The organism is Amycolatopsis sp. NBC_01488, from assembly GCF_036227105.1.
Taxonomy (GTDB): domain Bacteria; phylum Actinomycetota; class Actinomycetes; order Mycobacteriales; family Pseudonocardiaceae; genus Amycolatopsis.
Window position 1 is genome coordinate 6,340,907 of record NZ_CP109434.1, and the last position, 24,735, is coordinate 6,365,641.

Here is a 24,735-nt window from a genome sequence, read left to right on the forward strand (position 1 = left end):
CCGGAGACCCGGTTCCACCCCTGCCTCCCGAAGGGATTCCGATGCGCTTAGCCGTCCTGGCCGCCGCGTTCCTGCTCGCGTTCGCGCCGTCGGCCGCTGCCCAGACCCCCGCTCCGCCGCCGGCCGCGGGCGACCAGCGGGTGACCTTCGGGGTCCGCCCGGCCACCGCGACCGCACCGGACAACCGCGCGAGCTTCGGCTACAGCGCCACTCCGGGCGCCGTCGTGAAGGATTTCGTCGCGGTGTCCAACGTCGGAACCAATCCGGTGACGCTGAAGATCTACGCCAGCGACGCCTTCAACACTCCCGAAGGCGGCTTCGACCTGCTCGCCGCGGGCAAGCCATCGGTCGACGTGGGCGCCTGGACCAAGCCGGACAAGGCGAGTGTTTTCCTGGCCCCGCGGACGGTTTCGATCGTGCCGTTCGCCCTGACCATCCCCGCGAACGCGACCCCGGGCGACCACGCGGCGGGCATCGTCGCCGCGCTGACCACCGAACAGACGGGCGCGAACGGGCAGAAGGTCGCGGTCGAGCAGCGCGTCGGCGCCCGCGTCTACCTGCGCGTCACCGGCGACCTGACGCCCCGGCTGGCGATCACCGGGCTCACCGGGTCGTACGCGGCGACGCCGTTCGGCCGCGGGGACGCGACGGTCAGCTACACCGTCCGCAACACCGGCAACACCCGGTTGTCCGGCAAGCAGCGCGTCAGCGTGAGCACGCCGTGGGGGTCCACTGTGGACGGGGAGGCACTGCCGCCGATCCCGGAACTCCTGCCGGGTGGGCTGATCAAGGTGACCACGACGGTCCGCGGCGTGCTGCCCGCGGGCTGGCTGGACGCCACCGTGCACGTCGATCCGGTACCCGCACCAGGGTTCACCGACCTCGTCCAGCCCGCCGAAGAGTCCGTGACGCTGAGCGCGGTGCCGTGGGCGGCCCTCGGTGTGTTGGCCGTGCTGCTGCTGGGGATCTTCGCGCTGCTGTTCACGCGGCGCCGCCGTCGCCGCGGCGCTACCGAGCCGGTGGAGGAGGGGGCCGAACATGCGACGGCGCTTTGAGATCCTGCTCGCGGTGGCCGCGTTCGGGCTCGTCGCAACGCCCGCGGAGGCCGCTCCGCTCGGCGGCCTGGTCATCACCCCGGGCGAGGGGCAGGACGCCGCGACGATCCGGATGCACACCAGCGGCGGCTGCCCCGCGGACGCCGACGCGTACTTCGCCACCCTGCGCGGCAAGGGGATGCCGGCCGACGGCCAGATCGTCGTCGCGAACACCGACGTCGGGCTGTCGCACACGAGCGGCTTCGACGTGTTCCTCGCGCAGACGTTGCGGGACTTCGCCGCGGACAACAAGACGACGCTGTCCGGGCAGTACGACATCGCCGTGCACTGCATCGACTCCTTCAGCCAGCAGAGCAAGGGCGAGTTCACCGCGGCGCTGAGGTTCGACACACCGGTGAAGTACGCGGCGCTCGGCGCCGCGAAGGGCCCTTCCCGGGTGCCCGAAACAACCGCCGCCACTCCGCAGGCGCCGGGCGCGGGCGCCGGTCCGGTGCCGGGGACGGCCGCGCCGGAGCTGCCGGCCGCGACCACCCCGGCACCGGAACCCAGCCGGACTGACGTGGCGGCTGGGAACCCGGCACCGGCCGGGTCGCTGGCCGCGGTGTTCGGCCTCGTCGCCGCCGTGGGCCTGGTGGCCGCCGTGGTGGCGCTCGCGGCCTGGGTAGTGCGCAGGCGTCGTGTCCAGTAACGGAAGGAAGGCTTTCATGCGTAAGCGTCAACTGGCCGTGGCCATCGGCTCGGCGGCCGCGGCGGGGAGCGTCGTGGTCGCCCTGGTGACTTCGTCATCGGCCTCGGCCGCGCTGCCGCCGCCGGGCAGCCTCGGCACGCTGACGATCGAACCGGCGACCGGTACCGCGGCGACCGCACCGGTGGTGCGGACCGCGCAGGGCTGCACGCCGGACTCCGACTCCTACATCGCGCACGTGTTCGGCCCCGGCGGGTTCGCGGACGGCCTGGTGGCGACGTTCGGGCTGCAGGACGTCAACTTCTCGACCACCCAGGCCTTCCCGGTGCAGTTCACCAAGAGCATGACCGACATCGCGACCGACAACAACACGACCGTCGTCGCCGGGACCTACGTGATCCGAGTGTCCTGTGTGGACTCCTTCGCGCAGACGACCACCGGCACGTTCACGACGAACATGTACTTCACCGACCCCGGCCACTACCAGTCGAACGACCCTTCGGGCGTACCGCCGACCACGACGTCCACCACCAAGGCGTCGGTCAGCACGTCCCAGCCGCCGACGACGACCTCTACGACCGCACCCACGACGACCACAACGCCGACGACCGCGACGACCACGCCGGTCACCTCCGTCACGACGACCACGAGGACGCCGGTCACCTCGGCCACCACGAGCACGACCACGCCGGTCACCTCGACCACGACAACGCCGGCTTCGACGTCGACCACCGCGCCGACCTCGACGACGACCAGCACCACCAGCACCACCACGCCGTCGACGAGCACCACCACCAGCCGCCCGGCCACGACCACCACCACGAGTACCAGTACGAGCGGCACAGCCACCAGCACCAGCACCAGCTCGTCGGCGAGCACCACGACGTCCACCGGCGACAGCACGGCGGAGACCGTCCCGGCCGGCGACGGTTCCGGCGGAACCGGCGCGGGCGCGGCGCAGTCGGTCGGGACCAGCGTCCCGCAGCGCACCCTCGCCAACACCGGCGTCAACGTCGGCTACCTGCTGCTCCTCGCCGTCGTCCTGCTCGGCGCGGGCGGTGTGGCGCTGGTCCTCGCCCGGCGGCGCAGGGCGGCCCGGTGGCCGTCGAAGTGACCCCGGCGGCCGCACCGCCCGCAGCGGTGCGGCTCGCCGGGCAGGCGCTGTCGATCGCGGCGGCGTTGATGTTGTGCCTGGTGGCGCAGTTCGGGCTGATCGGCGCCCTGGCCCACAACCGCGACCAGGACCGCGCCTACGACGCCTTTCGCGACCAGCTCGCCAACGCCACGGCGCCGGCGGGGGGCCTGGACCGCGACGGGCATCCGCTCGAGCCGGGAACGCCGGTGGCCGTGGTGGCGATCCCGCGGATCGGCCTGCGCGAGGTCGTCGGCGAAGGCACGTCGGCCACGGTGCTGAAGTCCGGACCGGGCCATCGGCGCGACACCGTCCTGCCCGGGCAGCCGGGGGTGAGCGTGGTCATGGGCCGCCGGGCCGGCTACGGGGGCCCGTTCGCCGACCTCGGCTCGCTCGCCCACGGCGACTTGATCACCGTGACCACCGGACAGGGCAAGCACCAGTTCGAGGTGCTGGGCGTCCGCCGCGCGAACGACCCGCAACCCGTCGCGCCCGCGAAGGGGCAGGGGAGGCTCACGCTGATCACCGCGGACGGGCCGCCCTACCTGCCCAGTGACGTCCTCCGCGTCGACGCGCGGCTGCTCACCCCGGCCGTGGCGGCCGCGGGCACGGTGCCCGGGTTCGCGCTGCCCGGCCGGGAGCAGGCGCTGGAAGGCGACGCGTCGGCGCTCGTGCCGCTCGTGGTCTGGGGTCTGTTGCTCGCGCTCGCCGCGGCCGCCGTGGTGTTCGTGCACCAGCGCGTGGGCCGGTGGCACGCGTGGGTGATCGGGGTGCCCGTGCTCGGCGCCCTCGGGGTGACCGTGGCCGATCAGGCGGCGTCCCTGCTGCCGAACCTGCTGTGAGGAGACTGCCGTGACGATGCTGCTGCCTTCGGTCGAGGAGGCCACCGCGATCGAGGCGCGGGAGGTGTCCGCGTGGTTCGGCGAGCGGAAGGTCCTCGACCGCGTCTCGCTGCACATGCCACCGTCCTCGGTCACCGCGCTCATCGGCCCGTCCGGCTGCGGCAAGTCGACGTTCCTGCGCATCCTGAACCGGATGCACGAGCTCGTGCCCGGCGCGACCCTGGCCGGCGAGGTGCTGCTCGCCGGCGACGACATCTACGCCTCGTCGTGGAAGCTGACCGACGCGCGCCGCCGCATCGGCATGGTGTTCCAGAAGCCGAACCCGTTCCCCGCCATGTCCATCTACGACAACGTGACGGCCGGCCTGAAGCTCACCGGCACCAAGGTGAAAGCGGCGGACCGCGACGACCTCGTCGCCGAATGCCTGACCAAAGCGGGCCTGTGGAAGGAAGTCCGCGACCGGCTCCGGCAGCCCGGCGGCGCGTTGTCGGGCGGCCAGCAGCAGCGGCTGTGCATCGCCCGCGCGCTCGCCGTCCGCCCCCAGGTGTTGCTGATGGACGAGCCGTGCTCCGCCCTCGACCCGACGTCCACCCGCCGGATCGAGGAGACGATCGAGGACCTCAGCGGCGAGGTGACGATCGTGATCGTCACCCACAACATGCAGCAGGCACAGCGGGTTTCGGCCCAATGCGCGTTCTTCCTCGCCGAGGAGGGAGCCCCGGGGGTGATCGTCGAAGCTGGGCCGACCCGGACCGTGTTCGACCACCCTGGTGACTCGAGGACGGCCGACTACGTCCACGGCCGGTTCGGCTGAGCCGTCGCCTCGAAGTTCAGTGGGGCGAGATCAGGTCCGCCGGGCGCAGGGTCAGTGCGTAGGGCTCGGTGAGGGTGACGGCCTCGTCGTCGTGGCCTTCGGCGGCCAGGACGTAGGTGTCGCCGTCGAGGCGGAAGCAGCTCAGGCTCGGCACGCGGGGGTCGATCACCCAGTAGAACGGGCAGCCGGCCGCGGCGAGCCGGGCGGGCTTGAGGTAGAGGTCGATGTGCTGACTGGACGGCGAGACGACTTCGACGGCGAGGACCGGCACCCCGACGAGCGCTCGGTCGGTGAACGTGTCGCGGCGTCCGACGACGACGTCCGGGATGAGCACGGTGTGGTCGTCGAGCACGACGTCCAACGGAGCGGGCAGGACCTCGCAGTCCGCGGGGCAGAGCGGGGTCAGCGCGGCGAGCAGGCGCGCGACCACCCTCTGGTGCAGTGGACGCGGGGACGGGCTCACTAGGAGGGTCCCGTCCACCAGTTCGTAACGGCGGCGTTCATCGGTGATCAGCTCCAGGTCCCGACGGGTGAGACGGTCTCCGTGTGCGAACATCGGGACTGTCTCCATGCTGCCCCCAGCGTCGGGCCGGACGGGAATCGACCAGCCCAGGGTAGTGGGGTACCGCGCGCAGCGCGAACCGCCGCTCGGTGAGCGATCCGGCCCGACCGGACCAGTCCCCGTCCGGGTGCCGCGGTGATGATCGTCACGATGCGTGCGGCTGGCGTTCCGGCGCCGCCCGAACAGAGCAGAATGACTCATGAATGCGGCCGTTGGAGTGCATTCGAACAATTCTTTACGCCGCAATTCCGTGGCCTTCTGTCGGATACTCATCGATCATCTCCTGGACTTCTGACCAGCGACGATGTCACGATGAAAGCACGAAACAGGGTACTCGGTCGGGTCCGCAATCGCTGTTCAGGCTAATTTAACCGGCGCGGCACCGGCGCGCATTATCCTGAACGGAGGCTGTTTCACCGAAGGGCCGGTGACCACATGGCTTCGACGTCCACCCCGAGCAAGCCGGTGTCGCTTTTCCGGCTCGACGGCACCGCGGCCGAGCAAGAGCTGCTCGTGCCGCTGAAAGACGACCAGATCGTCACCGACACCGAGGTCGACTTGTCCGGTACGCGCGCACGGCTGGTCGCGGGCCGGTTCCGCACCGAGGCGCCGCAATGGTTGCCGCACGCGGCGTCGCTCACCGGCACCGAGCTGGCCCTGTCGTCCGAGCTGCCGTTCGCGGTGCTGCTCGTGCCCCGGCCGCCGTGGACCTACGCGGTCACCTGGGGCGCCGGGCACCTGATCCTCAACGACGAACACGTCGACCAGGGCTTCGGCCTGCTGTTCGGGATCCGGCGCCTCGACCCGTTCGACCTCGGCCTGGTCGCCAGCGCGGCCCTGGACACGTCGGCCCGCGCCACACAGACGTCGATCCCCGGCGGCGGCGATCTTTCGGCGTTTCGCCTGGAGCCCTACGGCGAGCTGGTCAACCGGCTGGCCGGCACGGCCGACCTGGCCGACCTCACCTACGGGCGGATCACCGGCCGCCGCCACCGCATCCGCGCCGGCAACGCCGTGTGGCTGCCGCTGGCCAAGGACCCCGCCGCGTTCCTGGCCGACCTCGACGCCGTCGGCGCGGTCGTCGACGAGCCCGACGCGCACTCGGCGTTGCGGTTCGTCGCGCAGACCCGGCCGCTGGATCGCCACGACAGCCTCCTGCCGACCCTCGAACGCCGCCTGGCCGAGAGCGTCGACGGCGAGAACGGCGCGCTCGGGCTCGCCTGGCCGGCGACGGCCGTGCACGACGCCGAGCAGGCCGGCTCGTTCCGGATCACCGGCTTGGGCCCCGGCGGCCCGTTCACGGTCCCCGGCCGGCTGGAGCTCGCGCACCTGACCGACCGGCTGGCCGGGATCGACGTCGACGACCGGCTGAAGGCCGTGCGCGCCGGGCGGATCGTGCCCTGCGCCGACGACGCGGGCGAGGAGGAAGCGGGCGCCTCGATCCCGGTGGCGCGCTGGCTGGTGTTCGAGACGACGATCGACCACGTCCGGTACGTCTTCCACCAGGGACGCTGGTACCGCATCGGCGAGACCTATGTCCGGCAACTGCGCGAGCAGGTCGCCGCGATGCTCGCTCGCCGGTTCGACTGGCCGCCGGTTCCGTGGGTCCCGACGGGCACCCCCGACGACGAGCACGCGTACTGCCGGCAGGTCGCCGAGGAGCCCGGATTCCTGTGCCTGGACCGGGATTTCGCGAGCACGCCGCTGCACCCGCGGTTCGAGCTGTGCGACCTGCTCGGGCCGGGCGACGAGCTGATCCACGTCAAGTGGCTGAGCCGCGCCACGGCCGCCAGCCACCTGTGCACGCAGGCGCTCGTCTCGGCCGAGGCACTGGCCCACGAGCCCGAAGCGCTGGCGCAGCTCGCTGCGAAAGCCGCGCCGGATCGGGTGATCGACCGGATCCCGCGCACGGTCGTGCTCGCGGCGGCCGGCCGCTCCTGGAACATCGACGAGCTGTTCACCCTGTCCCAGGTGTCGCTGCTGCGCCTGGACCGGTCGGTGCGCGCGCTGCAGGCGACCTTGCGCTTCGCGGACGTCCCGTACGTGCCGAAGGCCCGCACGCACGCCACGTCTGCCCGCCGGCGACGAAGCTGATGGGGCTGCACCGGCTGCATCGTGCGGGGAGCAGCACCTGAACGTGCTACGGGGAAGCGGTGAGCGCTCTGCGGACTGCTCCTTCGACGAGGATCGGCACGACCCCAAGCGCGTCAACGGCGCGGGCCGGGGATCACCGGGGACGCAGGCTGTTCGGCAAGATCGGCACCAGCGATGTCACGACTCCGGTCGTGATCCCGGCGCCGACCCCGGCCCAGGCCAGCGGGCCGAGCGGTGTGCAGCCGAAGAACCGGCTGACCCCGGGCGTCTGCACGATCGCCGCCAGCGTGAGGGCCGAGCCGACTGCCGTGCCGACCACCAGCGGGCTGTGCAGGCGGCCGCGCAGCGTCTGGGCCAGCTGCGTGCCCACCAGCGCGCACAACGCCATCGTGCTCGTGCGGCGGGCCGTGCCGGGGGTGAAGCGGCCGATCAGCCACGCCGTCGTCGCGCCGACGCCCGTCGTCACCCCTCGGCTGGTGATGTCGGGGGAGAGCCCTTCGCCGAGGTTTGCCGGGCCGCTGTCCGGGGCGTCGTCCGGGCGGGTCACGGCCACCGCCATCGCCGGGAACAGGTCCGTCAGCAGGTTCACCAGCAGCAGCTGCCGGGTGGCCAGCGGCGAATCACCCGAAAGAAGGGTGCCCAGCACCGAAAATCCGATCTCGCCCGCGTTGCCGCCGACCAGGATGACCACCGCGTCGGACACGCTCCGCCGCAGCGCGCGGCCTTCCGCCACGGCGTCCAGCAAGACCGTCAGGTCGCCGTCGGTCAGCGCGAGGTCCGCGGCCGTGCGGGCGGCCGTCGACGACCGGGCCCGCACCCCGATGCCGACGTCCGCCGCGCGGATGGCGGCCGCGTCGTTCGCGCCGTCGCCGACCATCGCCGTCACCCGGCCTGCTTCGCGCAGCGCCTCGACCACCTGCAGCTTCTGCTCCGGCGCGACGCGGGCGATCACCCCGGCGCCGGACAGCAGCCGGGCGCGTCCGGCGCGGTCGAGCCCGGCCAGCTCGTCGCCGGTGACGACCGGGCTGTCGGCGGGCCACCCGAGCGACGTCGCGATGGCCCGCGCCGTGTGCGGGTGGTCGCCGGTCAGCATCACCGGGGCCACCCCGGCCGCGCGGAGGCCGGTGACCAGCGGCTCGGCCGTGGCGCGCAGGGCGTCGGCCAGGCCGACGAAGCCGGCGAACTCGAGGTCCGAAGGCAGGTCGCCGTCGAGCGCGGTCCCGTCCGGGACCTTCCGCGACGCCACCGCCAGCACGCGCAACCCCTTGTCCGCCAAGGCTTCCCCGGCCTCGGAAAGCTGCTCCGCCCCGGCGCACGCGGGCAGGACAATCTCCGGGGCGCCTTTGACGAGCAGCACCGTCCCGTCGTCGCCGTCCCGCCCGATGGTGGCCGAGTACCCACGGTTGGCCTCGAACGGCTGACCGTCCACTTCGGACCAGGTGGGGTCCGGCCCGGCGGCTTCCAGCACGGCGTGGTCGGTGGCGTGCACCCGGACGTGCGGGTCGTCGAGCGAGCCCGGGCACGCCCGGGCGGCGGCCCGCAGCACCGCGTCGTCCGGCCCCGGCTCGCGCGGTTCGCCGTCCGGCCCGGTCGTGGCGACCACGCGCAGCCGGTTCTCGGTCAGCGTGCCGGTCTTGTCGAAACACACGACGTCCAAGCGCCCCAACGCTTCCAGCGCGCGTGGCGTGCGCACGAGCACCCCACGGGCCGACAGCCGCCGGGCCGCCGCGCGCTGCGCCACCGTGGCCACCAGCGGCAGCCCCTCGGGCACGGCGGCGACGGCGATCGCCACCCCGCCGGCCAGCGCACGGCGCATCGGCCGGCCGCGCAGCGCGGACAGCCCGGTGACCAGGGCACCGCCGAGCATCGTCAGCGGCAGGGCGCGGCGGGTGAGGTCCTGCAGCCGTGCCTGGATGCCCGCCGCGGCGGCGGTGCGGGTGGCCAGCTCGACGGCCCGGCCGGCGACCGTCGCGGACCCGGTCGCCACGACCACGGCGGTGCACTCGCCGCTGACCACCGTGGTGCCGGCGAAGACCAGGCAGCTGCGCTCGGCCAGCGGCGCCCCGGGCACCGGGGCGAGCTGCTTTTCGACCGGCAGCGACTCGCCGGTCAGCGCGGATTCGTCGACCTCCGTTTCGGACGCGGTGAGCAGCCGGGCGTCGGCCGGGACGACGTCGCCGACCCGCAGTTCGATCCGGTCGCCCGGCGCGAGCTCGCGCGCGTCGACCAGCCCGCCGCCGGCCTTGCGGGCCCGTTGCCGCTCGTCGTCGCGGAGCTTGGCCAGCGCCCGGCGGCCGCGAAACTGCTGGGTGCCGCCGACGACGGCGTTGAGGCCCATCGCCGCGGCCACGAGCAGCGCGTCCACCGGCGAACCGACCACCGCGGAGGCCACCGCGCCGAGCGCCAGCACCGGCGTCAGCGGGTCGCTCAGCTCGGCGGCGACGTCGGCGGCCAGCCCCGCCCCGAACCGGACCGGTGCCGCCGCCGGGTGCCGGGCCAGCGTCTCCGCCACCGTCCGCACCCGCCGCGTCGCCACGTCCCAGGAGGTCGGGTCCGGTCCGGGCGCCGCGAGCCGCTCGACGACCTCGTCCGCGGTCAGCTCGTGCCAGGCGACCCGGTCGCGGCCCTCCGGCGGGCGGGCCGCGGCGACGCGCAGCGCGGCGAGCCAGCCCATGCCGATCGCGGTCAGCCCGCCGAGCGCGATCGGATCCAGCCGCGGCAGCGCCGGCAGCAACGGCCGTCGGCGGCCGGGGCGGCGTCCGGACATCAGCAGCAGCGCGCTGACCAGGGCCCCGGCGGTGGCCAGCCGGGTGCCGCGCCGGCTGTTCGCCCGGGCCGCGGCGGTGGCCAGCAGCACCCGCCACACTCCGGTCGGCCCGGGGCGGACGAGCAGGTCGGCGTTCCAGAGCACGGGGGCGTCCCGGTCGGTGAGCGCGACGCACAGGTCTCCGGCGAGCAGGCCGGCCACGTCGTCCGAGCCGGGCCCGCACGTCGGTGCCGGGCGGCCGACGGTGAGCACGACCCCGCCTTCGTCCTGCAGCCGCGTCACCACCCCGGTGAACGTCTCACCCGCGCCGGTGGTGACGACGTCGTCCGCGAGTGCGGCGAACTCGCCCAGCCGGCCACGGGCGTCCGGCCCGGCGATGACCACCCGCGCCTCTGCCCGTCGCGCCGCGTCCAGCACCGCCTCGGCGTGCGGGTCCAGCCCGGTTTCGCCGTGCAGCACGTCGGCGTGCAGCACCACGGTGTCGACAGTGTCCAGTGCCTTGAGCCGGTCCGGGTCGCGGACGAGCACGCCTTCGCGGGCGAACGCGGTGCCCATCGCGGAATGGAAAGCCGTGTCGGCGTACCGGGCCGGCATCGGCGACGCGGCGAGAACCGCTTCGGCGGCTTCGTGCGCGTCGCGGCGCATCAGCAGGTCGGCCACCGCGGCGAGCAGGCCGCCGCCGACGGCGTTCTTGGCGTAGTCCTCCGCCGGGGCCGCGACCCGCCGCTGCGGCGGGGTCACGCTCAGACTGGGCCGGTGCGGCGAGCAAAGATCGTCGTGCACGGCGTCGAACGCGGCGAGCCGGGCGACCGCTTCGGCGAGCTGACCCGTGCGGAGGACAGCGTCGAGCGCGAGCTCGACCGGGGCCTGGCTCAGCCCGCGCACCGCGGCGGAGACACCCGCCCGCGTCAGTTCGGCGGTGTACCAGCCGAACCGCTCATCCAGGGCGGCGCGGACGGCGGGGTGCTCCCGGGCCGCGGACACCACGGCCCGGATTCCTTCGTGGAGCTTGCCCGAGCGGACCGCGGTCGTCCCGACCGCCACGGCGAACCCGGCGACGTCCATCGCCAAGGCCAGCGCGGCCGTCCGCACCCCGTACGTGTCACCGGGGTGCGCGGGGGCGCAGTCGCCGGGCTCGGCCGGCGCGAGCCCGTGCCGCTCGCAGCGGTCGGCGATCCAGCCCGCCACCGCGTCCGCCGCGGATTCCGCGGCCAGGTGGACGACCACGCTGCCCAGCCCGCCGTCCCAGTACGCCCCGGCGACGTCCGCGTGCGCGGCCACCTCGGCGGCCAGCGCCCGCACGTCCGGGCGGCCGCCGTCAAGCGCCCGCAGCGGCACGTGCAGGCGGCGTCCCGCGCGCCACACCGCCGAGCGGGACCCCGTGGCGTTGCGCACGACCCGCGCGGCCCGCACCGACGTGCGGCTCGCCGTCCCGGTCACTTCCCCCGCCGTCGCGGCCGCCCCCGAGACCAGCTCACCGGCCAGCGTGACGGCCTTCTTCGCTTCCCGCGTCGCCAGGACGGGCCCGGCCACGGCGAGGGTCATCCCGGTCTTCGCCACCGCGAGCAAACCTCCGAGCACGCACACCTCCACCAGCCGGTCCGTCCCCGACAGGCTTTCCCGGCGGCGGGTGGATCAAACGCCGCTGGACGACGACGGGAGGGGTGCTGCCGGTTTACCGTTCGGGTGGCCGGGTAGCCGCGAAGAAACCTGGAAAACACGCACGCGAGAGGGCGATCCCGTGACTGACGGACGCAACGACGCGAAGCACGAGCAACTGGAGGAATTCCGCAGCGACCCGGCCGGTACGGCGCTCACCACGCAGCAGGGCGTCCGGGTCGGGCACACCGACGACTCGCTGAGCGCGGGCACGCGTGGGCCGACGCTGCTCGAGGACTTCCACGCGCGGGAGAAGATCACCCACTTCGACCACGAACGCATCCCCGAACGAGTGGTGCACGCCCGCGGCGCCGGCGCGTACGGTTTCTTCGAGGCCTACGACGACTCGCTGAGCGGGTACACCGCCGCGGAATTCCTCACCAGTGGCGAGCGGATCCCGGTGTTCGTCCGCTTCTCCACCGTCGCCGGCTCGCGCGGTTCCGCCGACACCGTCCGCGACGTGCGTGGGTTCGCCACGAAGTTCTACACCCGTCAGGGCAACTACGACCTGGTCGGCAACAACATGCCGGTGTTCTTCATCCAGGACGGCATCAAGTTCCCCGACTTCGTCCACGCCGTGAAGCCCGAACCGCCGAACGAGATCCCGCAGGCGCAGTCCGCGCACGACACGTTCTGGGACTTCGTCTCGCTGCAGCCGGAGTCGCTGCACATGGTGCTGTGGCTGATGTCCGACCGCGCGCTGCCGCGCAGCTACCGGATGATGCAGGGCTTCGGCGTGCACACCTTCCGGCTGGTCAACGCCGACGGCCAGGGCACGTTCGTCAAGTTCCACTGGAAGCCGGTCCTCGGCACGCACTCCCTGGTCTGGGACGAGTGCCAGAAGATCGCCGGCAAGGATCCGGACTTCAACCGCCGTGACCTGTGGGACGCCATCGAAGCGGGCCAGTACCCGGAGTGGGAGCTCGGTGTGCAGCTGGTCGACGAGTCCGCCGAGCACGATTTCGACTTCGACCTGCTCGACCCCACCAAGCTCATCCCCGAGGAACAGGTCCCGGTGCTGCCGGCCGGGCGGATGGTGCTCGACCGCAACCCGGAGAACTTCTTCGCCGAGACCGAGCAGATCGCCTTCCACACCGCCAACGTCGTCCCCGGCATCGACTTCACCAACGATCCGCTGCTGCAGGCCCGCAACTTCTCCTACCTGGACACCCAGCTGATCCGCCTCGGCGGACCGAACTTCGCCCAGCTGCCGGTGAACCGGCCGATCGCCGACGTCGCCACCGACCAACGCGACGGCCACGGCCAGCAGACGATCCACAAAGGACAGACGAGCTACTTCCGCAACTCCCTCGGCGGCGGCTGCCCGGCCATCGCGGATTCCGGCACCTTCCAGCACTACACCGAAGCCGTCTCCGGGCACAAGATCCGCGAACGCAGCCCCAGCTTCAAGGACTTCTACAGCCAGGCCACCCTGTTCTGGAACAGCATGACCGACGTCGAACGCGACCACATCGTCGCCGCGTTCCGGTTCGAACTGGGCAAGGTCACCGAGAAGGGCGTCCGCGCCCGGACCGTCGACGAGCTCAACCACGTCGACCACGACCTGGCCACGCGGGTCGCAAGCGGCATCGGTGTCCCGGCACCGGCGGCGGAGACGCCCCACCACGGCCACCGCTCGCCGGCGCTGTCCCAGCTCGGCCAGCCGAACCTCAATCCCCACGGCCGGAAGGTCGCGATCCTCGCCGCCGACGGTGTCGACACGATCGGCACCCGCAAGCTGCTGGACGCCCTCGAAGCCGCTGACGTGACCGGTGAGGTCCTGGCCCCGGCCGACGGCGAGCTGGCCCCGGGCGGCGACGGCGGCCCGCTGCCGGCCGACCGCCAGCTCGCCACGACGGCGTCGGTGCTCTACGACGCGGTCGTCGTCCCGTGCGGGCCGGGCAGCGTCGACCAGCTGGCCCAGGACGGCGAAGCCGTGCATTTCGTCGCCGAGGCCTACAAGCACCTGAAGCCGGTGGCCGCGTTCGGTTCCGGCCTCGACCTGCTCCGGCGGGCGGGAGTGCCGGCCCAGCTCGCCGACGACACGAAAACCCGTATCGACGACGGCGTCGTGACCACGACCTCGGCCGCGGCCGACCTGCCGGACGAGTTCGCCGCCTCCTTCCTGGCCGCGCTGTCCGAACACCGGATCTGGAGCCGCAGCACCAGCACGATCCCCGCGTGAAAGAGGAGGCCACCGCATGCCAGGACGGGAAGACCTGCCCAGTACTCTCCTGCGTTCGCCGCGCAAGGCGCAGGACACCTGGGTGGCTGCGCATGACTCCGCGCTGGAGACCTACGGTCCGGGCCGCCGCGCCGCCCAGACCGCGTTCGCCGCCGTGAAGCACTCCTTCGAGAAGGTCGGCGACCATTGGGAGCCGAAGCGGCGACGCGGGCCGTCCGACGAGCAGGCCGCGGGCGGTGCCGGGCAGCCCGCGAAACGCACCCACGGCGGTGTCGACGCGGAAGCGAGCAAGCAGCACCTGTACCGCCTGGCGCGTGAACTCGGGATTCCTGGACGGTCACGCATGTCGAAACGCGAACTCGTCGAGGCGCTGGAGAAGGCCAGCCGGCGGGAAAGTGCCCGCGCTCGCCGGCAGAAGTGACAGTCCATCGTGGACGCACGAGGAAGGAGCGACTCGGCCGGGCAAACCTGGTGCTGCCGGCTGCCGGACATTACGGGTTTTCGGAGCGGCGCGTGGTGCCGCGGGGCTCGGCGTCTTCGCCCGGCGCCTCGTGCCCGCTGTGTTCGACCGCTTCGCGGACCTCTTGGCCGACGGCCAAAGCGGCTTCTACCGGTCGGAACGGCGCCTTCGGCCCGCCGCACCGACCGGTTACCCCGGGCGCGACCGGCCGGTCAGGCGGTCAGCGTGATGGCGGCGTCGGGTTCGACGACCCGGAAGCTGAAGCTCTCCTCCAGGTAGAGCGTCACCGTCTCGGCGTCGTGGTGGCTGTAGCCGACCGCGAGGTCCTGGCCGAGCTCGAGGGAGAAGTCGCCGCCGTCGAGGCTCACGATGAGGGCGCCGTCCAGGCCGGGCGCGCGGACCACCTTGCCGCCGCCCAGGACGCGGCGGAGGTGGTCGAACAGCAGGTGCCCGCCGTGTTCGGTGCTCTCCACGATGCGTGTGTAGCCGTTGGGGGTGATCGCCAGCCCGTACGGGCCCTTGATGCCGGCCTGGCGCAGGGTGTCGACCGCGCGGGCGACGACGCCGGGGTAGGCGTCGGGGTCGTCGCCGAGCGGCGGCGTGTCGTACGGGCAGGTTTCGGTGATCCCGGTGATGCCGGCCGCGGCCCAGCCGTGGAAGACGGCGCGGTTCTCGATCATCGCGATCTGCTTCGCCGCGCGGTCGAGGTCGTCGAATTCGAGGTCGTCGGCGCCGCGCTCGGCGTCGTCCAGCTCCGTGCGCGACACCGTGAACGGCACCCGCACCTCGGTGAGCGGCAGCACCCGCCGTTGCCGGACCACCGCGCCTTCGCCCAGCCCGGCCAGTGACCCGGCGGCCAGCGTCGCGGTCCGCCCGAGGTCGGTGGCGGAGTGGCGCCAGCCGTGCGGGCCGGCGACGTCGACGAGCCGGCGCGCCGCGAGGTGGGTCTGCAGACGCTCCTTGGCCTCGGCGTCGACCTCCTTCCAGCCCGCGTCGGTGATCGGGGCCAGGTCGCGCATCAGGTGGTTCATGTCAGAAGCTCCCGTCTGTTTCGCAGGCTTCACGGGGCTGGGAAGATGGGGTGGGCCGCTCGGTAAGCCGGTTGGACTGTGATGCGGTGAGAGCTCGAATGTCAGAATGGTGATGGAGGTCCGCTCCGGGACTACGGTTTGTGCCAGACCGGCGGTGCGCCGCCGCACGAGCACGTGTGTCAGTTTCGCTGCTTCCCGGGACCTCTCCGAGCGGCCCACCCAGGACGACAGGACCGATGGGTGGTACATCATGACAAAATCGTCGGCGCGGGACGAGGTGCTGTACCTGCGCGCTGCGGGTGTGGATGTCGGCAAACGGTTCGTGATGGCATGCGTACGCACCCCGGACCCGCGCCGGGCAGGCCGATGGCTGCTGGAGACCGAACGGTTCGACACCACCGCCGGGGCCATCCGGGACCTGCGTGACTGGCTGACCGAACACGCAGTCGAAATCGTTGCCCTGGAAGCCACCTCGGACTACTGGCGTGCGGTGTATTACCCGCTGCAGGACGCCGGGCTGAACCTGATGCTGGTCAACCCCGCCCACCTGCGCGGGATCAAGGGCCGCAAGACCGACCCATCGGATGCGGCGTTCCTGGCCCGCGCCGCCGCCTCGGGAATGGTGCTGGCCTCCTTCGTACCCGACCGCGCGATCCGCGAACTGCGGGAACTGACCCGCCGCCGCACCGAAATCCGCGCCGACCGCGGCCGCGAAATCCAACGACTGGAAAAAGAACTCGAGGACAGCGGCCTCAAACTGACCAGCGTCCTGACCGACGTCACCGGAGTCAGCTCGCGGCGGATCCTGGCCGCATTGATCGACGGCGAACGCGACCCCGCCACACTGGCCGAGCTGGCCCTCAGCCACGCCCGCGCCAAGATCCCCGCCCTCACCGTGGCGCTGGAGGGCACGTTCACCGACCACCACGCTTTCATGTGCCGGCACTTCCTCACCCAGATCGACCACCTCGCCGAACTGGTCACCGAACTGGACATGCGGATCGCCGACCTGATGCGCGACCGCGACCGGGACCTGAACAACCTCGACACCATCCCCGGCATCGGGCGCACCGCCGCCGAGATCATCATCAGCGAGACCGGTGGAGACATGGCCCCGTTCGCCACCGCCGCGCACCTGGCCTCCTGGATCGGCGTCTGCCCCGGCCTCAACGAATCGGCCGGGGTGAACAAATCCGGCCACACCCGCCACGGCAACGCCAACCTCAAACGCATCCTCGGTACCGCCGCCATGGCCGCGATCAAGCAAAAGAACTCCTACTACGCCGTCTACTACCGGCGCCTCGCCGCCCGCCGCGGCCGGCAACGAGCCCTGGTCGCCGTCATGCACAAACTCACCATCGCGATCTGGCACATCCTGACCGACAAGGTCACCCACCACGACCTGGGCGCCGACTACTTCACCCGCCGCGACCCCCAGCGCACCATGCACCAGATCGTCAAGCAGGCCAACGCCCTGGGCATGACCGTCCGCTTCGACCCGATCCCAGCCTGACGCAGGACCCCAACAACCACACACCGACCAGCGAATCGCACTCATCTTCGTGTCAGTCCTGTTCCTTGAGGCTGCCGATACCGAGCGAGGCGTCGGCGGGACGGTCGCCGAGCTCCTGCTCGACGTACTCGTGCGGGTCGAGGTCGCTGACGTCGAGGTCGCGGGCGCCTTCGTGCTGCCGCTTGAACTCGAGGAACCGGCGGCCGAGTTCTTCGCGGAGCCCGGGGTCGGCGTGGCGCCGGAAGTCGGCGAGACCTTCGTCCTCTTCCTCGGCCATGTGCTCGCTGTTGGCGAACCGGGCCTTGTGCACCGCGGCGTGCCAGGCGGTGCTGCCGACGGGGTGCAGGGCGGCTTCGTGGACGCCGTCGCGGATGTCGTTGTGGTCGCCGATGGCGTCGAGGGTCTCTTCCTCGGCGTCTTCGCCGCGACGCAGCAGGTGCGGGTAGAAGATCTCCTCTTCGGCGCGGGCGTGCACGTCGAGCAGGTCGGCCAGGGGCTGCCAGACCTCGGCCAGGTCGGCGGAGTCGGTCAGGTCGTCGAGGCGGGCGAACTGGCGCCGGAACCAGTCGTGGTCGTCGAGGATGAGGCTGGTGATGTCGGCCATGCCGCATTCGTACCCCGGGTGGGCGGTCCGGGAAACCCGAACGCCCGGTTGGGCCGTTTGCCGGTGGTCGAGCCGGGAACCCGGAGATCTCCCCTCGGAGGTCGAGGAAAGGCTCGAGCATGACCGCCCAGCGTGCGCCGGAGGCCCTGGTGGTGGGCCTGCTGACCGATGACGGCTTGCCCGGGCAGCTCGCCGGGAGAATCGCGGACGGCCTGCCCGCCCGTCTGGCCCGTGACCTCGGCGAGGAGACGACCTGGCGCGTCGAGCACGAGACGCAGTCCCTTCCGCTCAACGAGGAGGGTGACATTCCCATGCTGGTCCTGGCGGAGGAGCGCCGGGCCGAACACGGCTGGGACCTGCTGGTGCTGATCACGGACCTCCCGCGGCGGGCCGGCACGGTCCCGATCGCGTCGGACTACAACACCGACCACGGCGTGGCGATGGTGTCGTTGCCCGCGCTCGGGGCCCTGCGCCTGCGCCACCGAGTGCGCCGGCTGATCGTGCACCTGGTCCGGCACCTGGTGGCGCGCCGCGCGGCGAAGGAGGCCGATCCGCCGAGGGAGATCCTAGACCGGCTGCGGGAGCTGCTGGCGCCGACGCGGCACATCCGCGGCCGCGGCGCCGCCGACGAGCACCTGGCCCTGGTGGGTGTGCGCGGCCGCCTGCGGCTGCTCGCGGGGATGATCCGGGACAACCGCCCGTGGCGGCTGGTGCCCAACCTCGCCGGAGCCACCGCGGCCGCGGCGGCCACCGCCGCGTACGGCATCATCACCACGTCGTTCTGGAAGCTCGCCGAAGCCCTGCCCGCGCTGCGGCTGGCCGGGATCACGGTACTGGCGATCGTGGTCATGTCGGGCTGGCTGATGGTGCACAACCACCTCTGGGACTCCCCGTCCGGGCACCTCGAACGGCGGAAAGCCCTGCTGTACAACGCCTCGACCGCGCTGACTCTGTCGATCGGAGTCGCCTGCATGTACGCCATCCTCTTTGTGCTGGCGCTGCTGGCGTCGATCGTCCTGATCGAAGGCACCTACCTGGGGCAGGTCCTCGGCCATCCGGCCGGGCCCGTCTCCTACCTCAAGCTGGTGTGGCTCTCGACCTCCGTGGGCATCGTCGCCGGGGCGGTGGGCTCGAGCCTCGAAGACGAGGAACGTGTCCGCCGGGCGACCTACAGCCGGCGTGAGCGGGAGCGGCAGCTGCGCAGCCGCGAGCGCGCCGAGGAAGCCGAAAGCGGCGGTGCCGGCTGAGCGGGATGCGCCGACGGTGGCCGGTTCCGGAAGTCGCGGTGCAGAGCAGGTTCCCTCGAGAGGCTGGTCACGGGGGCGTAGCTTCCAGGTATGAGGATCGGCGAGTTGTCCCGGCGCACCGGCGTGAGTTCGCGCTCCCTGCGGTACTACGAAGCGCAGGGCCTGTTGACCAGCACCCGCTCCGACGCCGGGCAGCGGCACTACTCCGACGCCGAGGTCGAGCGCGTGTCGCTCATCCGGCAGCTGTTCGAGGCGGGCTTGTCGAGCCGGGTGATCGCGATGGTGCTGCCGTGCGTCGAGACTCCCGGGGATCCGGGCGTCGTCGAGTTCGCGTTCGCGACGATGAAGCGCGAGCGCGACCGGATCGACGCGGAGATCGCGCGCCTGGCCGAGACCCGGGACGCGCTCGACGTGCTGCTCAGCGCCAACAGCCGGCACCGCGCGAAGCTGGCCTGACGTGTGACCCGCGCCTCAGCCGGTTGCCCCTGACACCGGTGTCAGCGGTCAGGATGGCCGCAGAGCCCGGAACGCCCGGGCCGGTCACCCGGAAAGGCGCGGAAAATGGGACAGGCATGGGGTTTCGGCAGGCATGGCGGGCCGGAAGTGCAGGAGTTCTTCGACCGCCCCGATCCCGTTCCCGGTCGCGGTGAGGTGCTGATCCGGGTCGACGTCGCCGGGGTGAACCCCCTCGATCACCTCCTGCGCGCGGGCCTGGTTCCCGGGCTCGACGGCGGGCGGCCGTTTCCGCGCGTGCTGGGCATGGAAGCAGCGGGAACCGTTCTCGCCCTGGGGGAGGACGTCGACGGGCTCGAGGTGGGGGATGCGGTCTTCGGCTTCGCGCTCACCGGCGGCGGCACCTACGCCGAGACGACGGTGCTGTCCGCGCCGAACACCGCGCGCATCCCGGCGGGTCTGCCGGCCACCGTGGCGGCGACCCTTCCGGTGGCGGGGACGACCGCGGTGGACGTGCTCGACCAGCTCGGCCTGCCGGCCGGCGCCGCGATCCTGGTGAACGGCGTCGGGGGTGGGGTCGGCCTCGCGGTCGCCCGGCTGGCCGCGGCGCGGGAGCTGCACGTGGTCGGCACCGGCAGCGCCGCCAAACGTGAGCCGGCCGAGACCGTCGGGGCGCGATTCGTCGACTACACCACCGACGACGTCGTCGCCGCGGCCCGTGAGCTGGTTCCCGGCGGTTTCGACGGGATCGTCGACCTGGTCGGCGGCTCCGCGCTGCGGGCGGTCGCCCCGCTGGCGCGGGATCCCCGCAATGTCCTCGCCGTGGGCGATCAGTCCGTGGTCGACATCGGCGGCCGTTTCGTCGAGCGCCGCCTCGACCGCGAGAACCTGCAGCGCGCCGCCCGGCTGGCGCTCGACGGAGTCCTCGCACCGGCGATCACGGCGGTCCACCCGTTGTCCGACGCCCCGGCCGCGCTCGCCACCGTCGAGAGCGGTCACACGTCGGGCAAGGTCGTCATCAAGGTGACCTGAGCTGCTCGAGGTGGTGAGTGAACGGCGGTCGTCGGGCGCTCACTCCTGCGCCGCGCAGGCCTCCGCCTTCGCCGAATACTTTGCCACCGGGCCCAGGGTCAGCATTCCGCTGGCGGCGCCGGCGTCTTCCTCGCGGGCGGTGCGCAGCGCGGCCGCGGCCCGCGCGGCGACGCTGCGCTCGCCGAGGCGCGCCGCGGCGTGGGCGGTCAGGCACCACATCGCCTCTTGCACGTGGTCGTGCGGTGGTTCCGGCGCTGCCGCGAGGGCGGCGCGGGCTTCCTCCTGCCGGCCCTGGGCGAGCAGCACGTGCGGGCGTGCCCAGTGCAGGTACGGACCCCAGTCGAGGTGCTGGTCGGTGGGTGCGGCGCGGTCGTGCAGGAGGCGCAAACCCAGCAGGGCGAGCGGAAACAGGCCACGGTGCAGTCCCGGCATTCCGGCCGTCCGGAGTGCTTCCTCGGCCGCGCGGTACTGCGCCGCGGCCGTAGCGGCGGTCGGCCCGCCGGGTTCGGTGCTGCGGGCGGCCGTCACCCGGGCCCGGAACCAGGCGGTGAGGACCGCGACGAGGGGAGCCTCCGTGGTGGCGGCGAGCTCGTCGGCCGCCTTGGCGTGTGCGGCCGCGGTGTCGAGGTCGCCGCGGGCCGAGGCGGATTGCAGGCGGACGAGCCGGCCGAGGACGGCGAAGTTCGGCAGGTCGTGGCGGGTCGCCAGGTCGAGGATTTCGGCGCCGATCCCGTCTCGGGTGGCCGCGAGCCCGGGACGGGTGAAGGACTGCAGGAACACGCCGTTGAGCGCGAACGCCAGCAGGGCGGGATCGGCCAGCTCCCGGGCCAGTGCCTCGGCCTGGCGTGCTGCCTGCCGGGCGTGGCTCAGCTCGGCTGCGGCGAGGTCGGCGCTGCGGCTTTCGACGGCGATCGTGGCCAGGAGACGCGCTCTCAGGTCGGCGGGGCCGTCCGGGCCGAGCCGGGTGAGCGTGCGTTCGGCGGCCGCGACGACGGCCTGGGACTGCGCGGGGTCGTCGGCGCGACTCCAGATCGCGGGCACGTCGTAGGCGCCGATGATCCGGGCGGTCAGCGGGAGGTCCCCGGTGCGTTCCGCCGCCTGGATCGCGGCGAGCCGGTCGCGCCGCGAGTGGACGAGGGCGTCGCCGCCCGCCAGCGCGAGCGTGCGGGCCAAGTCCACCGTGGTGCGCGGGCCGAGCCGGACAGCGGCACCGGTCCACGGCGTGCCACCGGCGGGTCCGGTGAGGATGTCGGCCTCCAGGCGTCGCAGGTCGGCTCCGGGGTCGAGCCCGAGCTGGTCGGCGAGCACCCGGCGGGCGCGGCGGAGGGTGGCGAGGGCGTCGGCTTGGCGACCCGCGCGGTGCAGGGCGCGGGCCAGCAGCCCCCAGGCCGGCTCGCGCCACGGGTGTTCGGTGACGTGGGCGCCGAGTTCGGCGACGAGATCGGCGCCGTGCCCCGAGTCGAGGAGGATGCCGGCGCGGAGTTCCAGCGCCGCCAGTCTCAGCTCCTCCAGCCGGTTCCGTTCACGCTGCGCCCACGGCGAATCCGGCACGTCGGCGTAGGCGGGTCCGCGCCAGTCCGCGAGCGCCGCCCCGAGGTCGGTCACCGCGCCGGGGGAGTGGCGTGTTCGGGTGAGCGCGTCCTCGAACCGGTGGACGTCGACGTGCTCGCGGGGCAGGCGCAGCGCGTATCCGGGGCCTTCGGTGACGATCACCCGCGGCGGCGTGCGAGGCGGCCGTTCGGGTTCGAGCGCGCGGCGCAGTGCGGCGACGAACGTCCGCAACGCCCCCACCGCGCGGGCCGGCGGCTCGAGCCACAGGTCGCCGACCAGGGTGTCGGTGGTGACCAGCCGCCCCTCGGCGGCGACGAGCCGGGCGAGCACCTCGCGGTGGCGGGGACCACCGAGGTCCACTCGCGTGCCGTCGTCGCCCAGGGCCCGCACGGCACCGAGCACGTCGATTCGCATGCCCCCATCATCGGTGCCCGCGCCCGGGTGCGCCGCGGCGCACTGATCGGTTGCTGATCGCCGTCGCCCACGCTGGCCGAGTCAGGTTCCCGACCGGAAGAACGGCCTTCGATGACACTCTCCATGCCCGGTTTCGACCACGTCCGCCTGCCCGGTGCCGGCGGTGTCGAGCTGGCTGCCGCGATCGGCGGCAGCGGCAGCCCGGTGGTCCTGCTGCACGGTTTCCCCCAGACGCACCTGATGTGGCGGCACGTCGCCGAGCGGCTGGCCGGCGAGCACACGGTGATCTGCCCCGACCTGCGCGGCTACGGCGCCAGCGACAAGCCGCCGGCCACCGGCGAGGACGTGTACGCCAAGCGCACCATGGCCGCCGACGTCGTGGCACTGGCGGCGGCGCTCGGCCACGAGCGCTTCGCCGTCGTCGGCCACGACCGGGGTGCCCTGGTCGCCTTCCGGGCGGGCTTGGACCACCCCGAGACCGTCTCGCACCTGGGCATCCTCGACGTCGTCCCGACGCTGGACATGTGGCACGTCCTGCACGGGGTCCGGGCGGCGGTCGGCTACCACCTCTTCCTCATGGCGCAGCCGCCGGGCCTGCCGGAGACGATGATCGCCAACAGCGCGGACGCGTTCTTCGGCTCGTTCCTCGACGCCTGGGCCAACGACCCGGCCGCGATCCCGGCGGAGGTCCGCGCCGAGTACCTGCGGGCGAGCGCGGCCGGGGTGCCGTCGATCGTCGCGGACTACCGGGCCTCGGCGGGGATCGATGTCACGCATGATCAGGCCGACCTGGACGCCGGTTCGCAGCTGGCCATGCCGGTGACGGTCGTCCAGCAGGACTGGGGTGCGCAGCTGGGTTACGACGCCGCCGGGGTGTGGCAGGCGTGGGCGCCGGACCTGGATCACCGGCTGACCCGCGCGGGACATTTCATGGCCGAAGAAGCACCTGCCGAGATCACGGCGGCGATCCGGGACCTGCTGGCTCGCTGACGGCTGGAACCGGAACAGTCCACTGCCCGGCTCTCCTCTCGTCATCCGCCGGAAGGATGACGAGCCGGGTTCCCTTGATGTGACGAGAGGGTGCTCAGCGCGTCGGGCAGACCCGAGACGTCCGGCAGGCGGGCGCCGATGTACCCGTCGGGGCGGACGAGCAGGGCGCCGCCCGGAGGGAGGCCGCAGCGCTCGGCCGGAATCCGCTCGACACGCAGTGGCCACGGCCCGGCCGATTCCCAGCTCGACGCGGTGAACACCGCGAAGCCGTTGGTGCAGGCGTCGAGCGTCGATCGGCCGGGCGCCAGCCAGAAGTGCGGCATGCGGTGGCCCGGCTCCGCGGTGGGGACGTAGCCGGTGCCCGGCTCGGCGGGCTCGGGCGGCCCGAGCACGGCGGCGGAGCGGTAGGCGGTCCCGAGGACCAGGCCGAGCTGGGCGAAGTACTGCTCCGACCACGGCAGTTCACCCACCCGGGCTTGCCTGACCAGCCGGGCGTTCGCCACCGCCTGCTCGAGCGTCCGGTGCGCGACCGGACGCCGTTCCGGCTCGTACGTCGCCGGCAGGCCGGGCCCGGCCCACCCGCGCAGCACACCCGCGAGCTTCCAGCACAGGTTGTGCACGTCGGCGATGCCGGTGTTCAGGCCGAGCCCGCCGATCGGCGGGACCGGGTGGGCCGCGTCCCCGGCGAGGAAGACCCGGCCGCGGCCGAAGCTCGAGGCGACGAACGCCGTCATCACCCACTGCTGCACGCGCAGCACGTCGACCCGGACGTCCGCGCCCAGCGCACGCGAGACGTGGCCGGCCCAGCCGGTGTCCGCCGGTGTCGGGCCGAACCAGGCCCAGCCGCCTTCGGGATGGACCGGGACCAGCGAGCCGTGCGGGGTGAAGCAGACGCCGGTGGGCTCGACGTGGCCGAGGTCGGCGTCGAACACGACTGTCGTGAAGCTGCCCAGCGTCCCGGGTCCGTCGGTGCCGATCCGGAGCAGGTCCCGGACGGTCGAGTTCGCGCCGTCCGCGGCCAGCAGGAACCGCGTGCGGACGCGGCTCCCGTCGCCGAGCACGGCCACGACGCCGTCGGCTTCCTCGGTCACGTCGACCAGGGCGGCCCCGAACCGGACGGGGTCGCCGGCCGCGGCGAGCAGCGTCGGTTCCAGCCGGTCCTGCGACGTGACGACGCCGAGGGCGGGGGACTCGGGCACCGGGTCGTGGACGCCCAGCATGGGCGCGGACGCCAGGTCGGGGCCGCACAAGGTTTCGCGGAAGCGGACGCGACCGTACGCCGGTGAAAACGCCCGGGCCGTGATCGCGGCATCGAGACCGAGGCCGCGGTAGATCTCCATCGACCGGACGTTGATCAGCCGGGACCGCGGGAACGGCGAGAGTTCGGCGCGTTTCTCGACCAGCAGGGTCCGCACGCCCCAGCGGTCCAGCAGCGCCCGGGCGGTGAGCCCCACCGGGCCGCCCCCGACGATCAGCACCTCAGCGTCCACCCGACCACCCTCGCGGACGCGCCGGCCCGAGGCAACGTCCGGTTGGGCAGCGGATCGGGCTCACCAACGCACGAGAAGCACGTGGTCGCACACCGGCGTCGCCGCCATCAACTCGTCGTGGGCCGATCGGGCAGTCGCCGGTGCCCCGAAGATCG

The 24,735-nt window shown here is 72.9% G+C and carries 19 protein-coding genes; 13 read left to right on the forward strand and 6 right to left on the reverse strand.

Annotated elements, in window-relative coordinates; genetic code table 11:
- The first annotated feature begins 41 nt into the window (after positions 1–41).
- The 5 genes from OG738_RS30090 to OG738_RS30110 are packed head-to-tail and all read left to right on the forward strand — an operon-like array spanning position 42 to position 4,528.
- A complete protein-coding gene (locus tag OG738_RS30090) occupies positions 42–1,055 on the forward strand; it encodes a DUF916 domain-containing protein (RefSeq protein ID WP_329045875.1) in 1,014 nt (337 codons plus the stop codon).
- Positions 1,039–1,743, forward strand: coding sequence for a hypothetical protein (locus OG738_RS30095; protein WP_329045876.1), 705 nt, complete (start codon positions 1,039–1,041; stop codon positions 1,741–1,743). The genes OG738_RS30090 and OG738_RS30095 overlap by 17 nt, the downstream gene beginning before the upstream one ends.
- Positions 1,744–1,759: 16 nt before the next feature.
- On the forward strand, positions 1,760–2,854 hold the full coding sequence (locus OG738_RS30100; protein ID WP_329045878.1) for a hypothetical protein: 1,095 nt from the start codon (positions 1,760–1,762) through the stop codon (positions 2,852–2,854).
- Positions 2,839–3,714, forward strand: coding sequence for a sortase (locus OG738_RS30105; RefSeq protein WP_329045879.1), 876 nt, complete (start codon positions 2,839–2,841; stop codon positions 3,712–3,714). Before OG738_RS30100 ends, OG738_RS30105 begins: the two co-directional genes overlap by 16 nt.
- Before the next feature lie 16 nt (positions 3,715–3,730).
- Positions 3,731–4,528 (forward strand): phosphate ABC transporter ATP-binding protein, encoded by a 798-nt coding sequence (locus tag OG738_RS30110; RefSeq protein WP_329056889.1) that lies wholly within the window; start codon positions 3,731–3,733, stop codon positions 4,526–4,528.
- A gap of 16 nt (positions 4,529–4,544) precedes the next feature.
- Here the strand turns inward: OG738_RS30110 and OG738_RS30115 are convergent, their stop codons facing one another.
- Positions 4,545–5,084 carry a Uma2 family endonuclease gene (locus OG738_RS30115; RefSeq protein WP_329045880.1) on the reverse strand — a complete coding sequence of 180 codons (540 nt, stop codon included), beginning with the start codon at positions 5,082–5,084 and terminating at the stop codon, positions 4,545–4,547.
- A gap of 441 nt (positions 5,085–5,525) precedes the next feature.
- Between OG738_RS30115 and OG738_RS30120 the strand changes: the two genes are divergently transcribed.
- Positions 5,526–7,184 (forward strand): TIGR04141 family sporadically distributed protein, encoded by a 1,659-nt coding sequence (locus tag OG738_RS30120; protein WP_329045882.1) that lies wholly within the window; start codon positions 5,526–5,528, stop codon positions 7,182–7,184.
- A 133-nt stretch (positions 7,185–7,317) separates the two neighbouring features.
- Here OG738_RS30120 and OG738_RS30125 read toward each other — a convergent pair whose 3' ends face one another.
- Positions 7,318–11,532, reverse strand: a complete 4,215-nt coding sequence (locus OG738_RS30125) for a cation-translocating P-type ATPase (RefSeq protein ID WP_329045884.1) — start codon at positions 11,530–11,532, stop codon at positions 7,318–7,320.
- Positions 11,533–11,692: 160 nt separating this feature from the next.
- Between OG738_RS30125 and OG738_RS30130 the strand changes: the two genes are divergently transcribed.
- A complete protein-coding gene (locus OG738_RS30130; protein ID WP_329045885.1) occupies positions 11,693–13,795 on the forward strand; it encodes a catalase in 2,103 nt (700 codons plus the stop codon).
- A gap of 16 nt (positions 13,796–13,811) precedes the next feature.
- Positions 13,812–14,216, forward strand: a complete 405-nt coding sequence (locus OG738_RS30135; protein ID WP_329045886.1) for a ChaB family protein — start codon at positions 13,812–13,814, stop codon at positions 14,214–14,216.
- A 251-nt stretch (positions 14,217–14,467) separates the two neighbouring features.
- On the opposite strand, the gene OG738_RS30140 is transcribed toward OG738_RS30135, so the two are convergent.
- Positions 14,468–15,286 carry a family 1 encapsulin nanocompartment shell protein gene (locus OG738_RS30140; RefSeq protein ID WP_329045888.1) on the reverse strand — a complete coding sequence of 273 codons (819 nt, stop codon included), beginning with the start codon at positions 15,284–15,286 and terminating at the stop codon, positions 14,468–14,470.
- A 250-nt stretch (positions 15,287–15,536) separates the two neighbouring features.
- On the opposite strand from OG738_RS30140, the gene OG738_RS30145 reads away from it, so the two are divergent.
- Positions 15,537–16,799 carry an IS110 family transposase gene (locus OG738_RS30145; RefSeq protein ID WP_329056577.1) on the forward strand — a complete coding sequence of 421 codons (1,263 nt, stop codon included), beginning with the start codon at positions 15,537–15,539 and terminating at the stop codon, positions 16,797–16,799.
- A gap of 52 nt (positions 16,800–16,851) precedes the next feature.
- On the opposite strand, the gene OG738_RS30150 is transcribed toward OG738_RS30145, so the two are convergent.
- Positions 16,852–17,403 carry a hemerythrin domain-containing protein gene (locus OG738_RS30150; protein ID WP_329045890.1) on the reverse strand — a complete coding sequence of 184 codons (552 nt, stop codon included), beginning with the start codon at positions 17,401–17,403 and terminating at the stop codon, positions 16,852–16,854.
- A 119-nt stretch (positions 17,404–17,522) separates the two neighbouring features.
- Between OG738_RS30150 and OG738_RS30155 the strand changes: the two genes are divergently transcribed.
- The 3 genes from OG738_RS30155 (at position 17,523) to OG738_RS30165 (ending at position 20,135) form a co-directional block, all read left to right on the forward strand.
- A complete protein-coding gene (locus OG738_RS30155; RefSeq protein ID WP_329045891.1) occupies positions 17,523–18,650 on the forward strand; it encodes a hypothetical protein in 1,128 nt (375 codons plus the stop codon).
- 90 nt (positions 18,651–18,740) lie between these two features.
- Positions 18,741–19,106 (forward strand): MerR family transcriptional regulator, encoded by a 366-nt coding sequence (locus OG738_RS30160; RefSeq protein ID WP_329045892.1) that lies wholly within the window; start codon positions 18,741–18,743, stop codon positions 19,104–19,106.
- Positions 19,107–19,211: 105 nt separating this feature from the next.
- On the forward strand, positions 19,212–20,135 hold the full coding sequence (locus OG738_RS30165; protein ID WP_329045894.1) for a quinone oxidoreductase family protein: 924 nt from the start codon (positions 19,212–19,214) through the stop codon (positions 20,133–20,135).
- A 39-nt stretch (positions 20,136–20,174) separates the two neighbouring features.
- Here the strand turns inward: OG738_RS30165 and OG738_RS30170 are convergent, their stop codons facing one another.
- Positions 20,175–22,100 (reverse strand): BTAD domain-containing putative transcriptional regulator, encoded by a 1,926-nt coding sequence (locus tag OG738_RS30170; RefSeq protein WP_329045895.1) that lies wholly within the window; start codon positions 22,098–22,100, stop codon positions 20,175–20,177.
- Between the two features lie 111 nt (positions 22,101–22,211).
- Here OG738_RS30170 and OG738_RS30175 point away from each other — a divergent pair, with 111 nt between their 5' ends.
- Positions 22,212–23,090 (forward strand): alpha/beta fold hydrolase, encoded by an 879-nt coding sequence (locus tag OG738_RS30175; protein WP_329045896.1) that lies wholly within the window; start codon positions 22,212–22,214, stop codon positions 23,088–23,090.
- A 41-nt stretch (positions 23,091–23,131) separates the two neighbouring features.
- Here OG738_RS30175 and OG738_RS30180 read toward each other — a convergent pair whose 3' ends face one another.
- On the reverse strand, positions 23,132–24,580 hold the full coding sequence (locus OG738_RS30180; protein WP_329045897.1) for an FAD-dependent monooxygenase: 1,449 nt from the start codon (positions 24,578–24,580) through the stop codon (positions 23,132–23,134).
- Between the last annotated feature and the right edge of the window lie 155 nt (positions 24,581–24,735).

Coding starts and splice junctions, on each gene's coding strand:
- OG738_RS30090 (WP_329045875.1), top strand. CDS start 42: ATGCGCTTAGCCGTCCTGGCCGCCGCGTTCCTGCTCGCGTTCGCGCCG.
- OG738_RS30095 (WP_329045876.1), top strand. CDS start 1,039: ATGCGACGGCGCTTTGAGATCCTGCTCGCGGTGGCCGCGTTCGGGCTC.
- OG738_RS30100 (WP_329045878.1), top strand. CDS start 1,760: ATGCGTAAGCGTCAACTGGCCGTGGCCATCGGCTCGGCGGCCGCGGCG.
- OG738_RS30110 (WP_329056889.1), top strand. CDS start 3,731: ATGCTGCTGCCTTCGGTCGAGGAGGCCACCGCGATCGAGGCGCGGGAG.
- OG738_RS30115 (WP_329045880.1), bottom strand. CDS start 5,084: ATGTTCGCACACGGAGACCGTCTCACCCGTCGGGACCTGGAGCTGATC.
- OG738_RS30120 (WP_329045882.1), top strand. CDS start 5,526: ATGGCTTCGACGTCCACCCCGAGCAAGCCGGTGTCGCTTTTCCGGCTC.
- OG738_RS30135 (WP_329045886.1), top strand. CDS start 13,812: ATGCCAGGACGGGAAGACCTGCCCAGTACTCTCCTGCGTTCGCCGCGC.
- OG738_RS30140 (WP_329045888.1), bottom strand. CDS start 15,286: ATGAACCACCTGATGCGCGACCTGGCCCCGATCACCGACGCGGGCTGG.
- OG738_RS30145 (WP_329056577.1), top strand. CDS start 15,537: ATGACAAAATCGTCGGCGCGGGACGAGGTGCTGTACCTGCGCGCTGCG.
- OG738_RS30150 (WP_329045890.1), bottom strand. CDS start 17,403: ATGGCCGACATCACCAGCCTCATCCTCGACGACCACGACTGGTTCCGG.
- OG738_RS30155 (WP_329045891.1), top strand. CDS start 17,523: ATGACCGCCCAGCGTGCGCCGGAGGCCCTGGTGGTGGGCCTGCTGACC.
- OG738_RS30160 (WP_329045892.1), top strand. CDS start 18,741: ATGAGGATCGGCGAGTTGTCCCGGCGCACCGGCGTGAGTTCGCGCTCC.
- OG738_RS30165 (WP_329045894.1), top strand. CDS start 19,212: ATGGGACAGGCATGGGGTTTCGGCAGGCATGGCGGGCCGGAAGTGCAG.
- OG738_RS30170 (WP_329045895.1), bottom strand. CDS start 22,100: ATGCGAATCGACGTGCTCGGTGCCGTGCGGGCCCTGGGCGACGACGGC.
- OG738_RS30175 (WP_329045896.1), top strand. CDS start 22,212: ATGACACTCTCCATGCCCGGTTTCGACCACGTCCGCCTGCCCGGTGCC.